This is a genomic window from Microcoleus sp. N9_B4, assembly GCF_036701635.1.
Classification (GTDB): domain Bacteria; phylum Cyanobacteriota; class Cyanobacteriia; order Cyanobacteriales; family Microcoleaceae; genus Microcoleus.
On sequence record NZ_JAUBRC010000022.1, the window covers coordinates 1 to 15,485 of the forward strand.

The 15,485-nt window shown below is 47.0% G+C and carries 16 protein-coding genes; 11 read left to right on the top strand and 5 right to left on the bottom strand.

The genetic code is table 11. The features are described 5' to 3' along the window. Window positions 1-749 (top strand): WD40 repeat domain-containing protein (locus tag QUA43_RS16025; protein WP_333375175.1); only part of this gene is annotated, 749 nt, incomplete at its 5' end. Then, a complete protein-coding gene (locus tag QUA43_RS16030) occupies window positions 746-1,870 on the top strand; it encodes an ATP-binding protein (protein ID WP_333375176.1) in 1,125 nt (374 codons plus the stop codon). The genes QUA43_RS16025 and QUA43_RS16030, both read left to right, overlap by 4 nt. A gap of 114 nt (window positions 1,871-1,984) precedes the next feature. Here the strand turns inward: QUA43_RS16030 and QUA43_RS16035 are convergent, their stop codons facing one another. From QUA43_RS16035 to QUA43_RS16050, 4 genes are all read right to left on the bottom strand, one after another. Next, entirely contained in the window at window positions 1,985-2,239 is a 255-nt protein-coding gene (locus tag QUA43_RS16035) for a transposase (protein ID WP_333375352.1), read from the bottom strand. 200 nt (window positions 2,240-2,439) lie between these two features. Further along, window positions 2,440-5,160 carry a cyanophycin synthetase gene (cphA, locus tag QUA43_RS16040; RefSeq protein ID WP_333375177.1) on the bottom strand — a complete coding sequence of 907 codons (2,721 nt, stop codon included), beginning with the start codon at window positions 5,158-5,160 and terminating at the stop codon, window positions 2,440-2,442. Window positions 5,161-5,498: 338 nt separating this feature from the next. Beyond that, window positions 5,499-6,392, bottom strand: coding sequence for a cyanophycinase (locus tag QUA43_RS16045; RefSeq protein ID WP_333268600.1), 894 nt, complete (start codon window positions 6,390-6,392; stop codon window positions 5,499-5,501). 65 nt (window positions 6,393-6,457) lie between these two features. Continuing rightward, on the bottom strand, window positions 6,458-6,616 hold the full coding sequence (locus tag QUA43_RS16050) for a hypothetical protein (RefSeq protein WP_333375179.1): 159 nt from the start codon (window positions 6,614-6,616) through the stop codon (window positions 6,458-6,460). 108 nt (window positions 6,617-6,724) lie between these two features. Here QUA43_RS16050 and trmD point away from each other — a divergent pair, with 108 nt between their 5' ends. The 6 genes from trmD (at window position 6,725) to larB (ending at window position 12,291) form a co-directional block, all read left to right on the top strand. Continuing rightward, window positions 6,725-7,420, top strand: coding sequence for a tRNA (guanosine(37)-N1)-methyltransferase TrmD (trmD, locus tag QUA43_RS16055; protein ID WP_333375181.1), 696 nt, complete (start codon window positions 6,725-6,727; stop codon window positions 7,418-7,420). A 523-nt stretch (window positions 7,421-7,943) separates the two neighbouring features. Beyond that, window positions 7,944-8,423: a 2-C-methyl-D-erythritol 2,4-cyclodiphosphate synthase gene (ispF, locus tag QUA43_RS16060; RefSeq protein WP_333375182.1), complete on the top strand. Its 480-nt coding sequence runs from the start codon at window positions 7,944-7,946 to the stop codon at window positions 8,421-8,423. Window positions 8,424-8,456: 33 nt separating this feature from the next. Further along, window positions 8,457-8,975, top strand: coding sequence for a hypothetical protein (locus QUA43_RS16065; RefSeq protein WP_333375183.1), 519 nt, complete (start codon window positions 8,457-8,459; stop codon window positions 8,973-8,975). Further along, entirely contained in the window at window positions 8,950-9,555 is a 606-nt protein-coding gene (locus QUA43_RS16070; protein ID WP_333375185.1) for a PIN domain-containing protein, read from the top strand. The genes QUA43_RS16065 and QUA43_RS16070 overlap by 26 nt, the downstream gene beginning before the upstream one ends. A gap of 40 nt (window positions 9,556-9,595) precedes the next feature. Next, on the top strand, window positions 9,596-11,356 hold the full coding sequence (locus tag QUA43_RS16075) for an ABC transporter substrate-binding protein (protein ID WP_333375355.1): 1,761 nt from the start codon (window positions 9,596-9,598) through the stop codon (window positions 11,354-11,356). 131 nt (window positions 11,357-11,487) lie between these two features. Beyond that, window positions 11,488-12,291, top strand: coding sequence for a nickel pincer cofactor biosynthesis protein LarB (larB, locus tag QUA43_RS16080; protein ID WP_333375186.1), 804 nt, complete (start codon window positions 11,488-11,490; stop codon window positions 12,289-12,291). 465 nt (window positions 12,292-12,756) lie between these two features. On the opposite strand, the gene QUA43_RS16085 is transcribed toward larB, so the two are convergent. Next, window positions 12,757-13,368 (bottom strand): hypothetical protein, encoded by a 612-nt coding sequence (locus tag QUA43_RS16085; protein ID WP_333375187.1) that lies wholly within the window; start codon window positions 13,366-13,368, stop codon window positions 12,757-12,759. A 332-nt stretch (window positions 13,369-13,700) separates the two neighbouring features. Between QUA43_RS16085 and QUA43_RS16090 the strand changes: the two genes are divergently transcribed. The 3 genes from QUA43_RS16090 to QUA43_RS16100 all read left to right on the top strand — a co-directional run bounded on the left by QUA43_RS16090 (window position 13,701) and on the right by QUA43_RS16100 (window position 15,444). Next, window positions 13,701-13,913 (top strand): high light inducible protein, encoded by a 213-nt coding sequence (locus tag QUA43_RS16090; RefSeq protein WP_333071359.1) that lies wholly within the window; start codon window positions 13,701-13,703, stop codon window positions 13,911-13,913. Between the two features lie 143 nt (window positions 13,914-14,056). Beyond that, entirely contained in the window at window positions 14,057-14,596 is a 540-nt protein-coding gene (gene psbP, locus QUA43_RS16095) for a photosystem II reaction center PsbP (RefSeq protein ID WP_333057481.1), read from the top strand. 197 nt (window positions 14,597-14,793) lie between these two features. Beyond that, window positions 14,794-15,444, top strand: a complete 651-nt coding sequence (locus QUA43_RS16100) for a nucleoside triphosphate pyrophosphatase (RefSeq protein WP_333375189.1) — start codon at window positions 14,794-14,796, stop codon at window positions 15,442-15,444. The last annotated feature ends 41 nt before the right edge of the window (window positions 15,445-15,485 follow it).

Genomic DNA, 15,485 nt, shown 5'->3' on the forward strand with positions numbered 1-15,485 from the left:
TTACTCTCAAAGGTCACAGCAGTTCGGTATATGCAGTAGCCGTCACTGCGGATGGCAAGCGGGCGATTTCTGGTTCAGATGACAATACCCTCAAAGTTTGGGATTTAACAACTCGAAAGGAACAGTTTACTCTCAACGATCACATCAGTTCGGTAAATGCAGTAGCTGTCACTGCTGATGGCAAGCGGGCGATTTCTGGTTCAGATGACAAAACCCTCAAAGTTTGGGATTTAACAACTGGAAAGGAACAGTTTACTCTCAATAGTTGGGTAAATGCAGTAGCTGTCACTGCTGATGGCAAGCGGGCGATTTCTGGTTCAAGAAACACAACCCTCAAAGTTTGGGATTTAACAACTGGAAAGGAACAGTTTACTCTCATTGGTCACACCAGTTCGGTATATGCAGTAGCCGTCACTGCTGATGGCAAGCGGGTGATTTCTGCTTCATATGATGATACCCTAAAAGCGTGGGATTTAACAACTGGAGAGCAAGAGTTTAGTCTCAAATGTTATAACAACCTGGAAAATGCAGTAGCAGTCACTACTGATGGCAAGAGAGCAATTTATGCTTCCAATTACAACACCCTCAAAGTCTGGGATTTGTTGAGTGGAAATGTCATTGCCAGTTTCACCGGTGAAAGTTCGATCGCCTCTTGCGCCATTGCACCCGATGGAGTCACAATTGTCGCAGGCGACGAATCCGGCCGCGTATATTTCCTGCGACTAGAAGGGGTGGAGGCACTAACATGAATTCCTCACCTCTCTCAACTCCCATCTCTACCGCTGCTTACCCAAAAGAATTTCAGCAACTCCTGCGAGAAAAAACCGAGAATTTTGCAGGGCGCAAGTTTGTTTTTTCTGCCATATCCGACTTTCTGAACTCCCACAGCCGCGGTTATTTCACAATTGTCGGCACTCCTGGCTGCGGCAAAAGTTCCATCCTCGCCCAATATGTCACGGCCCATCCTCGCAGTATCTATTACAACGCTGCAGTTGAGGGCAAAAATCGAGCTGAAGATTTTCTCGCTTCTGTCTGCACTCAACTGATTGACAAATACCTTGCCGCCAATGGGGAAACAGCCGAAATCCTCAATCTCCGATCTCAACTTCAAAATCTCGAATCCCATGATGGGAGTTGGTTTCTGTCTTTGTTGCTTCAGCAAATTAGCGATAAATTAGCCGATCGCCAACGGTTGATAATAGTCATTGATTCTGTAGACGCGATCGCCCGCACCAGTCAGCCTCCCAGCACCAATCTGTTTTATCTGCCGAGATATTTGGGCGATCGTACTTATTTTATCCTCGCCCGCCGCCCGTTTTTGAGAGAGAAATCCGGTTTGTTAATTGAGACGCCCTCTCAAACTCTCGATTTAAGAGATTATCCCGCCCAAAATCGCGAAGATGCCCTTAACTACATTCAGCAATACCTATCAACCGCACCGGATTTGACTCAACCCGAATTCTGCCAACAACTCGCAACTGTCAGCGAAAACAATTTCATGTATCTGAGTCAGATGTTACCTGCCATTAAGGGTAATTCGCACCCCGATGCTAATCTGGGGGAGTCCTCACTTGTCTCTGAACTTCCTCCCGGTTTAGCAGCGTATTATCAAAACCACTGGCTGCGGATGAGAGGTGATGGTTTATCGGCCGTTGACTTGTCTGTGCTGAATGTTTTGGTACAATCAACATCAAGTTTGTCTGTAAGTGCGATATCCAATATAATTGATCAGGATGAATACGATGTTGAAAAAGTGTTAGACAATTGGATCGAGTTCTTAAATAAACAAGAAATTGGAGGAGAAATTTGCTATAGTTTGTATCATAATAGTTTTCGCGAATGGCTGGGAAAACAATCTATTTTAGAATGATGATGAGGACACGGCAGTGTCCATTGGAGTCAACTTAACGTTACACCGATAGTCCGACAGGGGTTGAAACCCCTGCCTCAAAGGGCTCTCCTGAACTTATGGTTATAAGTTTATCTAATCAGAAAAGCAAGCTAATACGCGATTCCTAAAATTATTAAAATTAAAAAAACCATACCCTTGCCGCATTATCAACTTAATCCGATTGTTGATTCCTGACATGACTCCACTTGTGGTGCGATGAAGAAAGTAGTTGCAAATACCCTCAAAATGATTCTCAATTGTTGATGCAGATTCTCTAAAAAATACTTGTGCATGATTTAGCCATTTTTTGATTTTTTTTCTGCCCTTTTTTGATCTTTGGAGGCCGATACTTTATGGGAAATAGAATTTTTTCTTAGTTCAGTGGCCTCCCCAGCATAGAAGTGAATAAAAATGGGTGTCAGAAAGCGTATGTGACAGTTGAGGGTGCGGAAGGTGGGATCAAACGGCAATGACTAACAATTTTAAAAAAAATAGGTTGGGTTTAACACAAGTAAACCCAACCTATTAATTAAATGAGACTTAAGAGTTTAGCCTTGATTCACCACAGTCGGTTTTAAAATTTCCTGTGACTTCGATCGATCTAAACCATTTTGAACTTCCACAGATTCCTTAATCGGTTTCCGGGCTTCAATTAAACTCAAAGCTTTGTTGACACCTTCAGGTAAAATCACTACCAAACTGCCGGCCGGCGCCTCATCTAAAGCTTTGTTAACGGCTGTTGTTTCGTCGAGAATCAACTCGTATTCAACTTTAGATTTGTCTACGGTTCCTGCAGAAATAGCCTCGGCAATTCCCTGACAAATTAATTTGGCCACCGTACCGGGTTCTCGCCCGCGCCTGTCAATATCTTCTTTGACAATAATACGATCGAACATCTCGGCCGAAAGTTTGCCCAGCGTGACAAAATCTTCATCTCGCCGGTCTCCGGGGGCACCTACTACCCCGATCCGCCGTCCCGGCCAATTCAGCACGAAACTGCCCAAAGCTTTGTAGCTGTGGGGGTTGTGGGCGTAGTCGAGCAAAGTGTGATAGCTGCCCAAATTAAACAGATTCATCCTTCCGGGAGTTTGACCGACGGATGCTTGGAAGCTTGACAAAGCCGATCGAATATCTTCTATTTTCAATCCTTGGGCAAAAGCCGCCAAACAAGCTGCTAAAGCATTGGCAATCATAAACGGCGCGCGCCCGCCCATCGTCAGCGGCACGTTCACAGCCTGCTCAATTCGCAGCGTCCAATCGCCTTTTAAGATCGACAAGTAGCCATTTTCGTAAATCGCTGCCAGCCCGCCCGCAGCGGTATGTTTGGCAACCAGTTCGTTATCCGGGTTCATGGAAAAATATGCAATTTGAGCCTTGACACGCTGCGCCATTTGTGATACCAGCGGGTCGTCTGCATTCAAAACTGCATAGCCTTTGGGCATTACCGACTCGACGAGGACGCTCTTGAGTTTGGCAAGTTGTTCCACGGTGTCGATGTCGCCAATTCCCAAGTGATCGGCTGCGACGTTCAAGACGACGCCGACATCGCACTGATCGAAGCCGAGGCCCGATCGCAAAATCCCACCTCTAGCCGTTTCCAGCACCGCCACTTCTACCGTTGGGTCAGACAAAATCAACTGAGCACTCTGCGGCCCGGTATTGTCTCCGCTTTCGACCAAATAATCGCCGATGTAAGTGCCGTCGGTAGTCGTGTAGCCAGTAATCTGACCTGTCTGCTTGACAATGTGAGCGAGTAGGCGAGTGGTTGTCGTTTTGCCGTTGGTTCCCGTTACCGCTAAAATTGGCACCCGGCTGGGTTGAGGCGAGGGGAAGAGCATATCGAAGACGGCGCCGGCGACGTTGCGGGGTAAACCTTGACTCGGGGCGACGTGCATTCTGAAACCCGGTGCTGCGTTGACTTCGACGATGACGCCGTTGACATCGCGCAGGGGTTGGGAGATATCGGGAGTTACTACGTCAATGCCGGCGATGTCCAAACCGATAATTTTGGCGACTCTGGAAAACAGCCAGACGTTTTCTGGGTGGATTTCGTCGGTGCGATCGACTGCAATTCCACCGGTACTCAAGTTTGCTGTCGCGCGCAAAAATACTCTTTCGCCGACGGGCACTACGGAGTCCATCGCGTATCCTTGTTTTTCCAGCAAATCCAGGGACAATTTGTCGATCGTGATCCGGGTGAGCACGTTGTCGTGTCCGTCTCCTCGCTGCGGGTCGCGGTTTACTTCTTCAATAAGCTGTTCTACTGTAGACCTGCCGTTACCCACGACGTTAGCGGGGACTCGTTCTGCAACTGCTATGACTTGCCCGTTGACTACCAATACTCTGTGGTCACGGCCGACGTAATAGCGCTCGACTATCACACTTTTTGTTTTTGATGCCGCGCTGGCTAAGTCGTAGGCTTCTTCTGCTGCTTCCCAGGAATTGATGTCGATCGTAATGCCGCGGCCGTGGTTGCCGTCTAGGGGTTTGAGGACGATCGGATAACCGCCGACATCTTCGATCGCCCCACGCAATTCGTCCAAATAATTAATCACCGTCCCTCTGGGAACCGGTACGCCGGCGCTGGCGAGGATATTTTTGGTACCTTCCTTGTCACAGGCAAGTTCTACCCCCAAAACTCCCGTGCGGTTGCTCAGAGTTGCCTGAATCCGCTTTTGGTGAACCCCGTAGCCGAGTTGAATCATAAACCGGGCGCTCAAAGGTATCCAAGGAATGCCGCGCGCTTCTGCTTCCTTAATCAGTGTTTCCGTGCTCGGCCCCAGGGCCGCCGACGCAGCAAACTCTCTCAGGTCTCTCAAATCTTGGACTAATTCTGCTGCTGGATAAGTGCCTGTCTCGGCAATGCTTTGGCACATCCGCACACCCGCCCGGGCTGCATAGCGACCTGCTTGTTCGTTTTGATACTCGATTACTACTTGGTAAATACCTGGGGTCGCCGTCTCGCGGGTACGGCCAAACCCGACTGGCATTCCTGCCATTTGCTGAAGTTCTAGGGCGACGTGTTCGATTACGTGTCCCATCATTGTGCCTTCTCTGACCCGTTGCAGGAATCCTCCCTGATGGCCTGGAGAACAGTGATGGTCGTTCAAACTCGGAAGTGCGGCGATCAACCCTTCATAGAAGCCAGGAATTTCCGATGTGGTTTTATCTGCCCACTCCTCTAAATCCAGACGCATCAGAACGAGTTTCTGGCGTCGGATGCTCCAGTAGTTGGGGCCGCGTAAGGTCTGAATTTTAAGTATTTTCATGGCAGTTAGAGGGGTATGGGGCGCGAAATCTTATAGATAATTGGAGCATTTATTCAATTTCGATCTAGATTGCTCGATCGACTGTTCGCTGCGAACAGTTTGGGAGTGAATTTCCAGTTATGGGCTACCCAATTGAAAATTCATGTCCATGCGATCGGCTAAAAACAAGTACAGGTCAATGGCTAGCAAAAACTCAAAGCCCGAAGCTAGAATTTTCTGTGCTTCTGCTTCCTGGCGTCAGTCCGTAGCTGCTTCGGAATCTATTCTATTGTGGTATCCATGATTCGGCCGGAATGCCGCCTAATTTCTGCCGAATCAATGACAAGAGATGTTCTACGTTAGTTGGCTGTGCGGCATTCGGGGGGCCAGCCAGACTCGGAACACGCTCCCGATGGCATTGGTTTGCCTAGGGGCATATTGTAGCAATCTCCGTGACACAGAACGTGCAAGCGCATATTGAACAGACTTAAGGGTTCTGTCGCTCCTACCATAGACTCATTGGTATAAAAATTTTCCCTAGAATCAACAATAGTCACAGTGCCTTTACCGAGAATTTTCATAGTATCGTCTCCCTCAAACAAGGCGCAAGTGTCTTCATCAATACCAATAGCGATGCGATCGGGATGGCAAGCCACAGCCGACAGCAAGCGAGCCATGCGGTTGCGGTTGTGAAAATGCTGGTCTACGATGATCTCAGGAATAATGTTAAGTCCGTTTGCCATGTCTACTAAAGAGCGGTTTGGCGGGGCGCCACTCCCACCGCCTGCAATCATGTGATATCCCATTACCGCAGCACCCGCGCTGGTGCCAGCGAGTGTAATCTTGCCTTCGAGGGTTTCTTTGCGAATTTTCTCCATCAGCGGGGTGTCCGCCAGCAGCCCACAAAGTCGCAGTTGGTCGCCGCCTGTAATGAATACGCCCGTACAGTCTTCTAAGTAATCTTTCCAGACGGGGTTTTCGCCTTGTTCGCGTTCGCGGATGTCCACTACCTTGACGGCACTAACGCCCATTTCGTCAAATATGGTGCGGTAGCGGTTGCTAATTCCTTCGGGATCTCGCGAAGCGCACGGAACGATCGCCAGCCGAGCGTTTGCACCCCCAGCACGGCAAAAAAAGGTATTCAGAATCTCTCGCCCGTGAACTTTGTCTTCGGCTCCCCCGATGACCATAATCGAGGTTTTTGTGCGCGGGGGAATATTGTGTTCAAGGGCTTGAGATGTCAACTGCTGCATGGTGTGTCTTCCTCTGTTGGATGTGAAATTCAATTTTGCCGTGGCTGTGGGTACAATAGGGCTTTTTAAGAATAAATATTTGTTTGTGGGAGGGAGGTGCGATCGCCGATCGCGCGATCCCGCAGTTGTTTGGCGGTGAGTTTACTTGCAGTCGCTGTCATGAAAAACTGATTATTGTTGTACAAAACCGGCCCGCCGACACAGGAAGAGAATTTAACTTGCAAAAATTCTCAGAAATTATAAGAAATTATAAAGAATAAAGCAATTACTGAAAACTGAACTCCCTCTAAAGGTCAAACTAGAGATGATGTATCAATGAAATTCCAATAATTGTGCGATTTGACGTTGTTACCCTATTTCCAGAATTTTTCCGGGCTCCCCTAGAGTCGGGACTGATGGGCAAAGCCTTAGCTAAAAAGATTGCCGAGGTGAATTTTGTCAATCCCCGCGATTTTACCACAGACAAGCACCAGCGAGTCGATGATGAGCCTTACGGGGGCGGAGTGGGGATGCTGATGAAGCCGGAACCGATTTTTGCTGCGGTGGAGTCGCTGCCTGTTTTGCCACGGCGGGAGGTGATTTTGCTGACTCCCCAGGGGGAACCGATGCAGCAGCCGATGTTTCGGGAGTTGGCGGCCGATCGCGATCAGTTGGTGTTGATTTGCGGTCATTATGAGGGTGTGGACGATCGAGTGCTGCATTTGGTAACTCGCGAGGTGTCTTTGGGGGATTTTGTGCTCACGGGGGGCGAAATTCCGGCTTTGGCTTTAATTAATGGGGTTTTGCGATTGCTGCGGGGAACTGTGGCGAAGGAAGATTCGCTGAAGTTTGAGAGTTTTGAGGACGGACTTTTGGATTATCCGCAGTACACTAGACCGGCGGATTTTCGAGGATTGAAGGTGCCCGACGTGTTGCTGTCTGGTAATCACGCAGAAATTGCTCGCTGGCGCAGGGAACAGCAAATTGAAAAAACTCGATCGCGCCGATCGGATTTGTATGAAGTTTGGTTGCAAGAGAGGGAAGAATAGGAGAAAGGGCGATCGCACGAGTGGTCAATCGATTTTAGATTTTAGATTTTAGATTTTCGATTGACCCCAAGGATAAATGCGGGGGCTTGAGGAGTTTCCATTTTCGATTTTGGATTGATTCCACGGATAAATCACGTGGCGGGTACCATCAAGAAATTCCTGGTCAGAAACCGGGTTTTTTGCGGTAATACTTCGTTGTAGTCCACAGATTCGGTAAAAAACCCGGTTTCTTTGGTCTTGATGCGTAAATCCCGTATATTTAAGAGCCTAATAAATTTTGGATTCGCGTTTGTAAGTCTTGGAGTTCAGGAGAGCGATCGAGAAGTCCGCGATAATTTTCTAGCGTTTCCAGCATTAACGGTTCTCTCCCCCCTCCAACAGCTTTAGGATTGCCATAACTGCTGAGGAAAGCAGCAAAAAAAAATCTTTAACACTCGGATCGGCATTAAAAGATAAATTCACTTATCTCCCTGAAAATATGAAATAATTGTCCTCTACTATACTTCCAAAACCTAAATTTTACATGAACATCCGCATCGGCAACGGTTACGACATTCACTGCTTAGTTCCAGAACGCCCCCTCATCCTCGGCGGCGTCCACATTCCCCACGAATTAGGCTTATTAGGACACAGCGACGCAGACGTACTTACCCACGCTATCATGGATGCCATGCTCGGAGCTCTCAGTTTAGGAGATATCGGGCTGTATTTCCCGCCGACTGACCCGAAATGGAAAGGTGCTGATAGTCTCGTATTGCTGGCACAAGTCAATCAGTTAATATTAGATAAAGGCTGGGAAATCGGCAATATTGATTCGGTGGTGGTGGCAGAACGTCCAAAGCTGAAACCGCATATTGAGCAAATGCGCGATCGGCTTTCTTCCATCCTCAAACTCAACCCAGACCAAATCGGCATCAAAGCCACCACCAACGAAAAGCTAGGCCCCGTTGGGAGAGAAGAAGGAATCGCAGCTTACGCTGTAGTTTTGTTAGTGCTAAAATAGAACTTTAATCTACGTTTTAGGAAGACCAAAACCATGCAAACTGAAACCTTGGATTTAGAGTTACCCATTGACGCGGATATTATCGCATTGGATAAGGACGATCGGGTAGTCGTGCTAATCGAAGTTAAAATTATTGAAGCTCAAGAACCTGCAGCAAAGCAAAGGATTGCTGACTACATGATATCTTGGATGAAAGCTGCGTTAGCGAAGATGTCCGAGCAGCGCACACTCATTCCCTATGCGATGTTTGTTGACACCGAACAAATTCTGATTTTCAAATGGGACGGAGTAAACTTATCTGAACCTGTTTGTTCTCTAAACACTGGTGAAATACTTCGCCATTATGAGCCGGAATTTGGCAGCAAACGGATCTTTAAGCGATACCTAACTAGACTGGTTGAAGCATGGCTGCGCGACTTAGCTTATAATTGGAAGTCTGAGATTCCCACCGCGTCAGAACAGATAGCAAAAATCGGCTTGCTGCCGCTGCTAGCAGGTGGGACGACAAAATCAGGGGTAGAAATTGGTGGCAATTTTATATATCGAGACTAACTTTCTGATGAGCATTGCTACGGGACGCGATCCAGACGCTAACAACTTGTTGGTGAGTGTACCGACATCAGTCAACATAGCAATACCAAGTATTTGCTGCATGGAATCACTTTCGGCTTTAGAAGACGAAATCAAGCGACGAAACCGTTTTTTAGGTGAAATGGAAAAACAAATCAGTCAGCTAAAGCGAGATAAAACTTCACCCTCGGCCCAGTCTCTTGTCTTCCACTTAGAGGAATCTCTCAATGAGAATGAGGTGTTGCTCAATGATATTAATGCACGTCTTTTTGCTGCTCTTGATTTGTTGGCTATAAAGATAGAAATGCTCCCATTAACAGCAGGCATACTTCGAGAAAGTTTGAATTCAATTTTTATTGAAGAAGACCCGACAGACAATTTAATTCTCCACTGCATCTTGAACCACGCACAGTTACATCCTAATGAAGTCAAGGTATTTTTGAGCAATAATACAAAAGAATTTGGTCTGCCGAAAGTTCGAGATGCTTTGCGGGAAGTAGGAATAATGAAGTATTTCTCGGTCACGGAAGATTTTCTCGGTTGGCTACAGTCTCAGTCGTAGTTGCACTGAAATGGTATAGTTAAAAATTATGAAAATTTCTATGATGGTACATTCAAGACTGCGCTGGCTCGTGATTTTACTGGCCGCAATTGCCACTATAACTATGTCTGCGTGCACTCCGGTGCGATCGAACTTAGTAAACAGACTCATCGTTCCCACCCCCAGCGGCCCAGCCACCTTTAACTACCCGCTAAATCAATCTGCATACAGCGTTTTTGGCTATATGTACGAGGGATTGATCAACGAAAACGGCTTGACATCGGAGTTAGAACCCGGTTTAGCCGAGTCCTGGGAAGTTTCTAAAGATGGCAAAAAGATTGTCTTCACCCTGCGAGAGGGATTGAAATGGTCGGACGGCCAACCTCTGACTACTGATGACATTATCTTCAGCTATGAAAAGATTTATTTCAATGACAAAATTCCTAGCGGTTTGAAAGATATTCTGAGGGTTGGCATCAGCGGCCAATTTCCAAAACTTAAAAAAATTGACAGCCGCCGCGTTGAATTTTCCGTTGCAGAACCCTTTGCTCCATTTATTAGATATGCTGGGGGAATCCCGATTTTACCAGCTCATATTTTACAGGAAGCTGCCGAAAATACAGATGCAGACGGCCAGCCTAAATTCCTGAGTACTTGGGCAACAGATACTGACCCTAAAAAAATTGTGGGGAATGGTCAATATCGAATGCTGAGCTACACTCCCAATCAGCGCGTGGTTTTGGAACGAAATCCGTATTTTTGGCGCAAAGATGCTGAGGGAAATGTCCAGCCTTACATCCAGCAAATTGTTTGGCAAATTATCGAAAATACTGATAATCAACTGCTGAATTTTCGATCGGGCGATTTGGATACTCTGAACGTGGAGCCGGAAGTGTTTCCGCTGCTGAAACGGGAGGAAAAACGCGGCAAATATACGGTCTTTAACGGCGGGCCCGATACTGGTAGCGTGTTTATGTGTTTCAATCTGAATAAGGGGCGCAATGCTCAAAATCAGCCGTTTGTAGACCCAATTAAATCTCGCTGGTTCGCGACTAAGGAATTTCGGCAGGCGATCGCCTATGGCATCAACCGATCCGCCATGACTAACAATATTTATCGCGGACTTGGCGCGCCGCTGCATTCCCCAATTCCGGCGCAAAGTCCGTTCTACCTGTCCCCAGAAGAGGGATTGAAAACTTACAGTTACGATCGGCAAAAAGCCAAAGAGTTACTGTTAAGTGCTGGCTTCAAGTACAATTCTAACGGCGAATTGTTGGATGCAGAGGGCAACAAAGTGCGATTTACTTTGTTGATGGCTGCAGGTAAAAAAGTTCGGGAACAAATGGGAACGCAAATTAAGCAAGACTTGGGCAAACTGGGAATGCAAATTGATACACAGTTCCTCAGTTTTAACACCTATGTGGAAAAGCTGCGCCTGACGCGGAATTGGGATACTTACCTCGGCGGTTTTACGGGAGGCACTGAACCGCACAGCGGCTACAATATTTGGTCTGTTAACGGCACGCTGCACAGTTTCAACCAGGGCCCGCAATCCGGAGAACCCCCGATTAAAGGTTGGGAAGTGTACGACTGGGAGCAGAAAATCGATGACCTTTACGTGAAGGCTTCCCAGGAGCTTGATGAGGCGAAGCGCAAGGAAATTTATGCTGAAACGCAGCGGATTATAGCGGAACAAGTTCCTTTTGTTTATATGGTAAATCCGCTGACTTTTGAGGCGGTGCGCGATCGCGTTTCGGGAATTCGCTACAGTGCCCTCGGCGGTGCTTTCTGGAATTTGTACGATCTGAAAATTGCAGAATAGTCAGTTGTGAGTTGTTATTGGCTATTTGTTAGTTGTTATTAGTTATTTGTTACTAATGACAACTGACAACTGACAACTGACAACTGACAACTAACAACTGACAACTGACAACTAACAACTGACTAATATTTATGGAACCTAAAATTTTACAGAAGTTACTCGAATCTGTGGCTACCGGCGATATTAGCCCGATCGCAGCTTTGGATAAATTAAAGCATTTTGACTTTGAACAAGTCGGGGATTTTGCCAAAATTGACCACCACCGCACTTTAAGAACGGGTTTTCCTGAAGTAATTTGGGGCCCAGGGAAAACGCCCGACCAAATTGTTGAGATTATCGAGGCGATGCGCGGGCGAAATTCTGCGGTGATGGCCACGCGAATCGAACCGGAAGTTTTCGAGCAATTGCAACAAAAAATACCCGATTTGTGCTACTACCAAAAGGCCCGAATTTGTGCAATTTCTCCTAATTCCCCAAGTCCCCAGCATCCGGGTACTGTGACTATTATCAGTGCGGGAACGGCGGATTTGTCTGTAGCGGAAGAGGCGGCAATTACTGCGGAACTTTGCGGTTTTCAGGTGCGACGTTTGTGGGATGTCGGAGTTGCCGGCATTCACCGCTTGCTGAGCAACCGGCACGTGATTGCTGATGCTGATGTGTTGATTGCGGTTGCGGGTATGGAAGGTGCTTTGGCGAGTGTGGTTGCGGGTTTGGCAGATTGTCCGGTGATTGCTGTGCCGACGAGTGTGGGTTACGGGGCGAGTTTTGGCGGGATTGCTCCTCTTTTAACTATGCTCAATTCTTGTGCGGCTGGTGTGGGTGTGGTGAATATTGATAACGGGTTTGGGGCGGCGATTTTGGCTTGTCAAATTCTCAGAAGTGCTGGCAGAGTGGGGAAAATGAAAGAGGGGGAGAAAGGGAGAGAGGGGGAATAGTTAGAAACCCCCTCGATTAGATAAGACTAAGCCCAACTGTCACACGACGATCGATTTTTAGGGTGCATCTTGCACCATTCTCAAGAACAGGCATCTTGCCTGTTCCACAAAGAGTGAGTTTTCTTGTGGGGAGTAGCGGTTGGGCATCCTGCCCGCCCGTAAAAAACCTAATTGAAAATGGTGCAACATCTCAGGTGCGTCAGACTCCGTTCTAGAAAGATTATTGAAGATTTCCGGTAGTAAGTAGTAGTTCTGAATTAATTACACAATATTTCTACTGAAACCCTTGCCTAGCAAGGAGTCTTTATGTAATTAATTTTGTGTGGTTACTTAGAGCACCTTACTATATATGCCAGTGGCGTCCAGGATTGCCAGACTCGGCGGTTGAAACCCCGTCTCAACTTGCTTTTCCTCCCAGCAGAGGAGGACTAAAGAATACAGGAGGTATTATTGCCGGATTTGATCTTACTTGCTGCCCAGCCAAATCGGATAAGCAGAAGAATCCTCAGCTTTCAACTTTTGCGCCTGATAACTCTTGCTAGTCCAACTAGCAACTGTTTCCAGGCTTTCTGTCAAACAACTTTCGCTGCCAAAAGCTTCAAATCCCAAAGTCCACCACGCGCTGCCGTTAATGTTCAACTGAGTAAGTTCCACGGTGCAACCTTGGGGAATTGGGGCTTCCACAGGCACAGACATCAGGACACCAGGGGCCGAAACTTGATAAAGACGCTGCGCTCGCTTTTTCTTGACTCCCACCCACTTTCCTGTCGCCAAAATATCCGCCGGTATCGGCGCCATCGTGTCCGCACAAACCCACTTCAGCCACTTTTCGGCTTTGCCTTCCCAGCGGTTGCCGAACTGCATTGTCCCCAACTCTCCCTGACGCCACTTTACCTCCAAGGTTTTCCCGCGCAGCTTCACTCCCAAGTAGTCGCAGCTTGGTACTAGCAAATATATGTCTTCCCGCTCTTCAGGAGGCGAAAGATACCCGCCGAGACTCTCGCTTCCAAACCATTGATTGATCGATTTTGGCAGTGCACCGCTATAAAACCACCGCATTTCCAGACTGGCCCGCATAAATTTTTCCTCCGTTCCACAATTTTTGTCAAACCCAGACTGGATTTGCCATACACCATCGACTTTTGTGCCTCTCCACTCTATCCTCCCCCCTCTGGGGCCCAGAGTCTACCCACAGTCATAACCATTTTAGATTTTAGATTTTAGATTTTAGATTTTAGATTTGGGAATGACTGACTATATAAGGGTTTAGAGCTTGCCTACAGTTGCATTTTTTTTTAACTGGTGTCAGAGCGAGGTCTTTTAAAAAAATTTCTCACAATCCTTTACATATCTTCACAAGTCTGTTACATTTATTTACAGTACACTAAAAACCATTTAGGAAAAAAAACATGAGTAACCGAGGCTTAATGCTGGACGACCAAGGCAAAATGAACAATTTTGCGATCGAGCCGCAAGTATACATCGATGACGAACCCCGCACCGGCTTTACCCCCTACGCAGAACGCTTAAACGGCCGCCTTGCCATGATTGGCTTTGTTTCTCTCTTGGCTTTAGAAGTTTCGACCAAGCACGGGCTGATTAGCTGGCTGACTCACCTGTAATGATTTTGTTAACAATTAAACTATATGGCTATGGATCGCTGGCGGTACACAAACCGCGATCCATAGCTTAACTATTTTGAGGGGCAAGGTTTGGTGAGACAATTAAAATTAAATATTTTTGTTTTACTCTACCCGTAAAAAGAATGCTCAAACGAATTGCGGCAATACTTCTGGTGGTTCTAAGCCTCACGTTGACCGGTTGTGTGTCTAAAGTCACCGGACTCAAAAGCTACGTTGATACTGGCGATGGCTATCAATTTCTCTATCCTAACGGCTGGCTGCCGATCGCGGTTTCTAACGGGCCCGATGTGGTGTTCCGCGATTTGATTCAGCAAACCGAGAACGTCAGCGTGGTAATCAGTCCAGTCGCCAAGGACAAAACTCTGGCGGATTTGGGATCGCCGACGGATGTGGGATACAAGCTCAGCAAAAGTGCGATCGCCCCGGCTGATTCCGGCCGCGAAGCTGAATTAGTCAATGCAGAAGCTCGTGAATCGCGATCGAAAAACTATTACATTTTAGAATACGCCGTTAAGTTGCCAAACCAAGAACGCCACAACTTAGCGAGTGTAGCCGTCAGCCGCGGCAAACTTTTTACGCTTAACGTTTCCACTACCGAAGAACGCTGGCCCAAGGTAAAAGAAGCTTTTGAGAAAGTGGTTAAATCTTTCTCTGTTTATTAGAGCATGGGGCATGGGGCTTGGGGCATTAGTTGTTAGTCATTAGTCAGCAGTCATTAGTCATTAGCTAAGAGTTAAGGATTGAGAACTAAGAAATACAGAAATTATTAGCTTTTAATTAAAACGTTAGTTGCTAACAACTAAATACCAATGACCAATGACCAATGACCAATGACCAATGACTAATGACTTATTAACTTATGAAAATTCCAACTTTTGTATTAGCTTCAGCTTCTCCAGCACGCCGCCGCCTGCTAGAAAATGCCGGCATTCAAGCTGTGATTTGCCCCAGCGACTTTGATGAAGGGCAAATACAAATGAAAGATGCCACTAATTTAGTGCAGGTTTTAGCAGAGGGAAAAGCTGAGGCTGTAGCTAAGTTTTTACTAGCTAATTCTCACCCGCAAATCTCTAATCCCAAAGCGTGTTTGGTGTTGGGATGCGATTCTATTTTGCTCATAGATGGCGAAATTCACGGCAAACCCAAGGATGCGGAGGAAGCAATATCGCGCTGGCAGAAAATGCGCGGTAAGGTGGGCGAACTCTATACGGGTCATGCTTTAATTGATACTAGATTCGATGACTTTGATCAGGCAATGTCGCGATCGAGCATTCGCTGCCAAGTTACAAAAGTTCATTTTGCGGAAGTTACCTCGCGCCAAATAGCGGCTTACGTCGCTACCGGAGAGCCCCTCGCCTGTGCAGGCTGTTTTGCACTCGAAGGTAAAGGCGGCTTTTTTGTGGAACAAATCGAAGGATGTCACACAAATGTGATCGGTTTGAGCTTACCTCTGCTGCGGCAAATGCTCACCGAAATGGGATATGATGTGGCCGATTTCTGGCAATCTTAAATATTGTTGAATTTATGTCAGGAATCGAGAGGCAGAGCCTC

What these genes read in the sequence shown, in the direction of transcription:
- QUA43_RS16030 (WP_333375176.1), top strand. Translation starts at nt 746, where the DNA reads ATGAATTCCTCACCTCTCTCAACTCCCATCTCTACCGCTGCTTACCCA.
- cphA (WP_333375177.1), bottom strand. Translation starts at nt 5,160, where the DNA reads ATGAAAATACTTAAAATTCAGACCTTACGCGGCCCCAACTACTGGAGC.
- QUA43_RS16045 (WP_333268600.1), bottom strand. Translation starts at nt 6,392, where the DNA reads ATGCAGCAGTTGACATCTCAAGCCCTTGAACACAATATTCCCCCGCGC.
- ispF (WP_333375182.1), top strand. Translation starts at nt 7,944, where the DNA reads ATGAACATCCGCATCGGCAACGGTTACGACATTCACTGCTTAGTTCCA.
- QUA43_RS16065 (WP_333375183.1), top strand. Translation starts at nt 8,457, where the DNA reads ATGCAAACTGAAACCTTGGATTTAGAGTTACCCATTGACGCGGATATT.
- QUA43_RS16075 (WP_333375355.1), top strand. Translation starts at nt 9,596, where the DNA reads ATGATGGTACATTCAAGACTGCGCTGGCTCGTGATTTTACTGGCCGCA.
- larB (WP_333375186.1), top strand. Translation starts at nt 11,488, where the DNA reads ATGGAACCTAAAATTTTACAGAAGTTACTCGAATCTGTGGCTACCGGC.
- QUA43_RS16085 (WP_333375187.1), bottom strand. Translation starts at nt 13,368, where the DNA reads ATGCGGGCCAGTCTGGAAATGCGGTGGTTTTATAGCGGTGCACTGCCA.
- QUA43_RS16090 (WP_333071359.1), top strand. Translation starts at nt 13,701, where the DNA reads ATGAGTAACCGAGGCTTAATGCTGGACGACCAAGGCAAAATGAACAAT.
- psbP (WP_333057481.1), top strand. Translation starts at nt 14,057, where the DNA reads ATGCTCAAACGAATTGCGGCAATACTTCTGGTGGTTCTAAGCCTCACG.
- QUA43_RS16100 (WP_333375189.1), top strand. Translation starts at nt 14,794, where the DNA reads ATGAAAATTCCAACTTTTGTATTAGCTTCAGCTTCTCCAGCACGCCGC.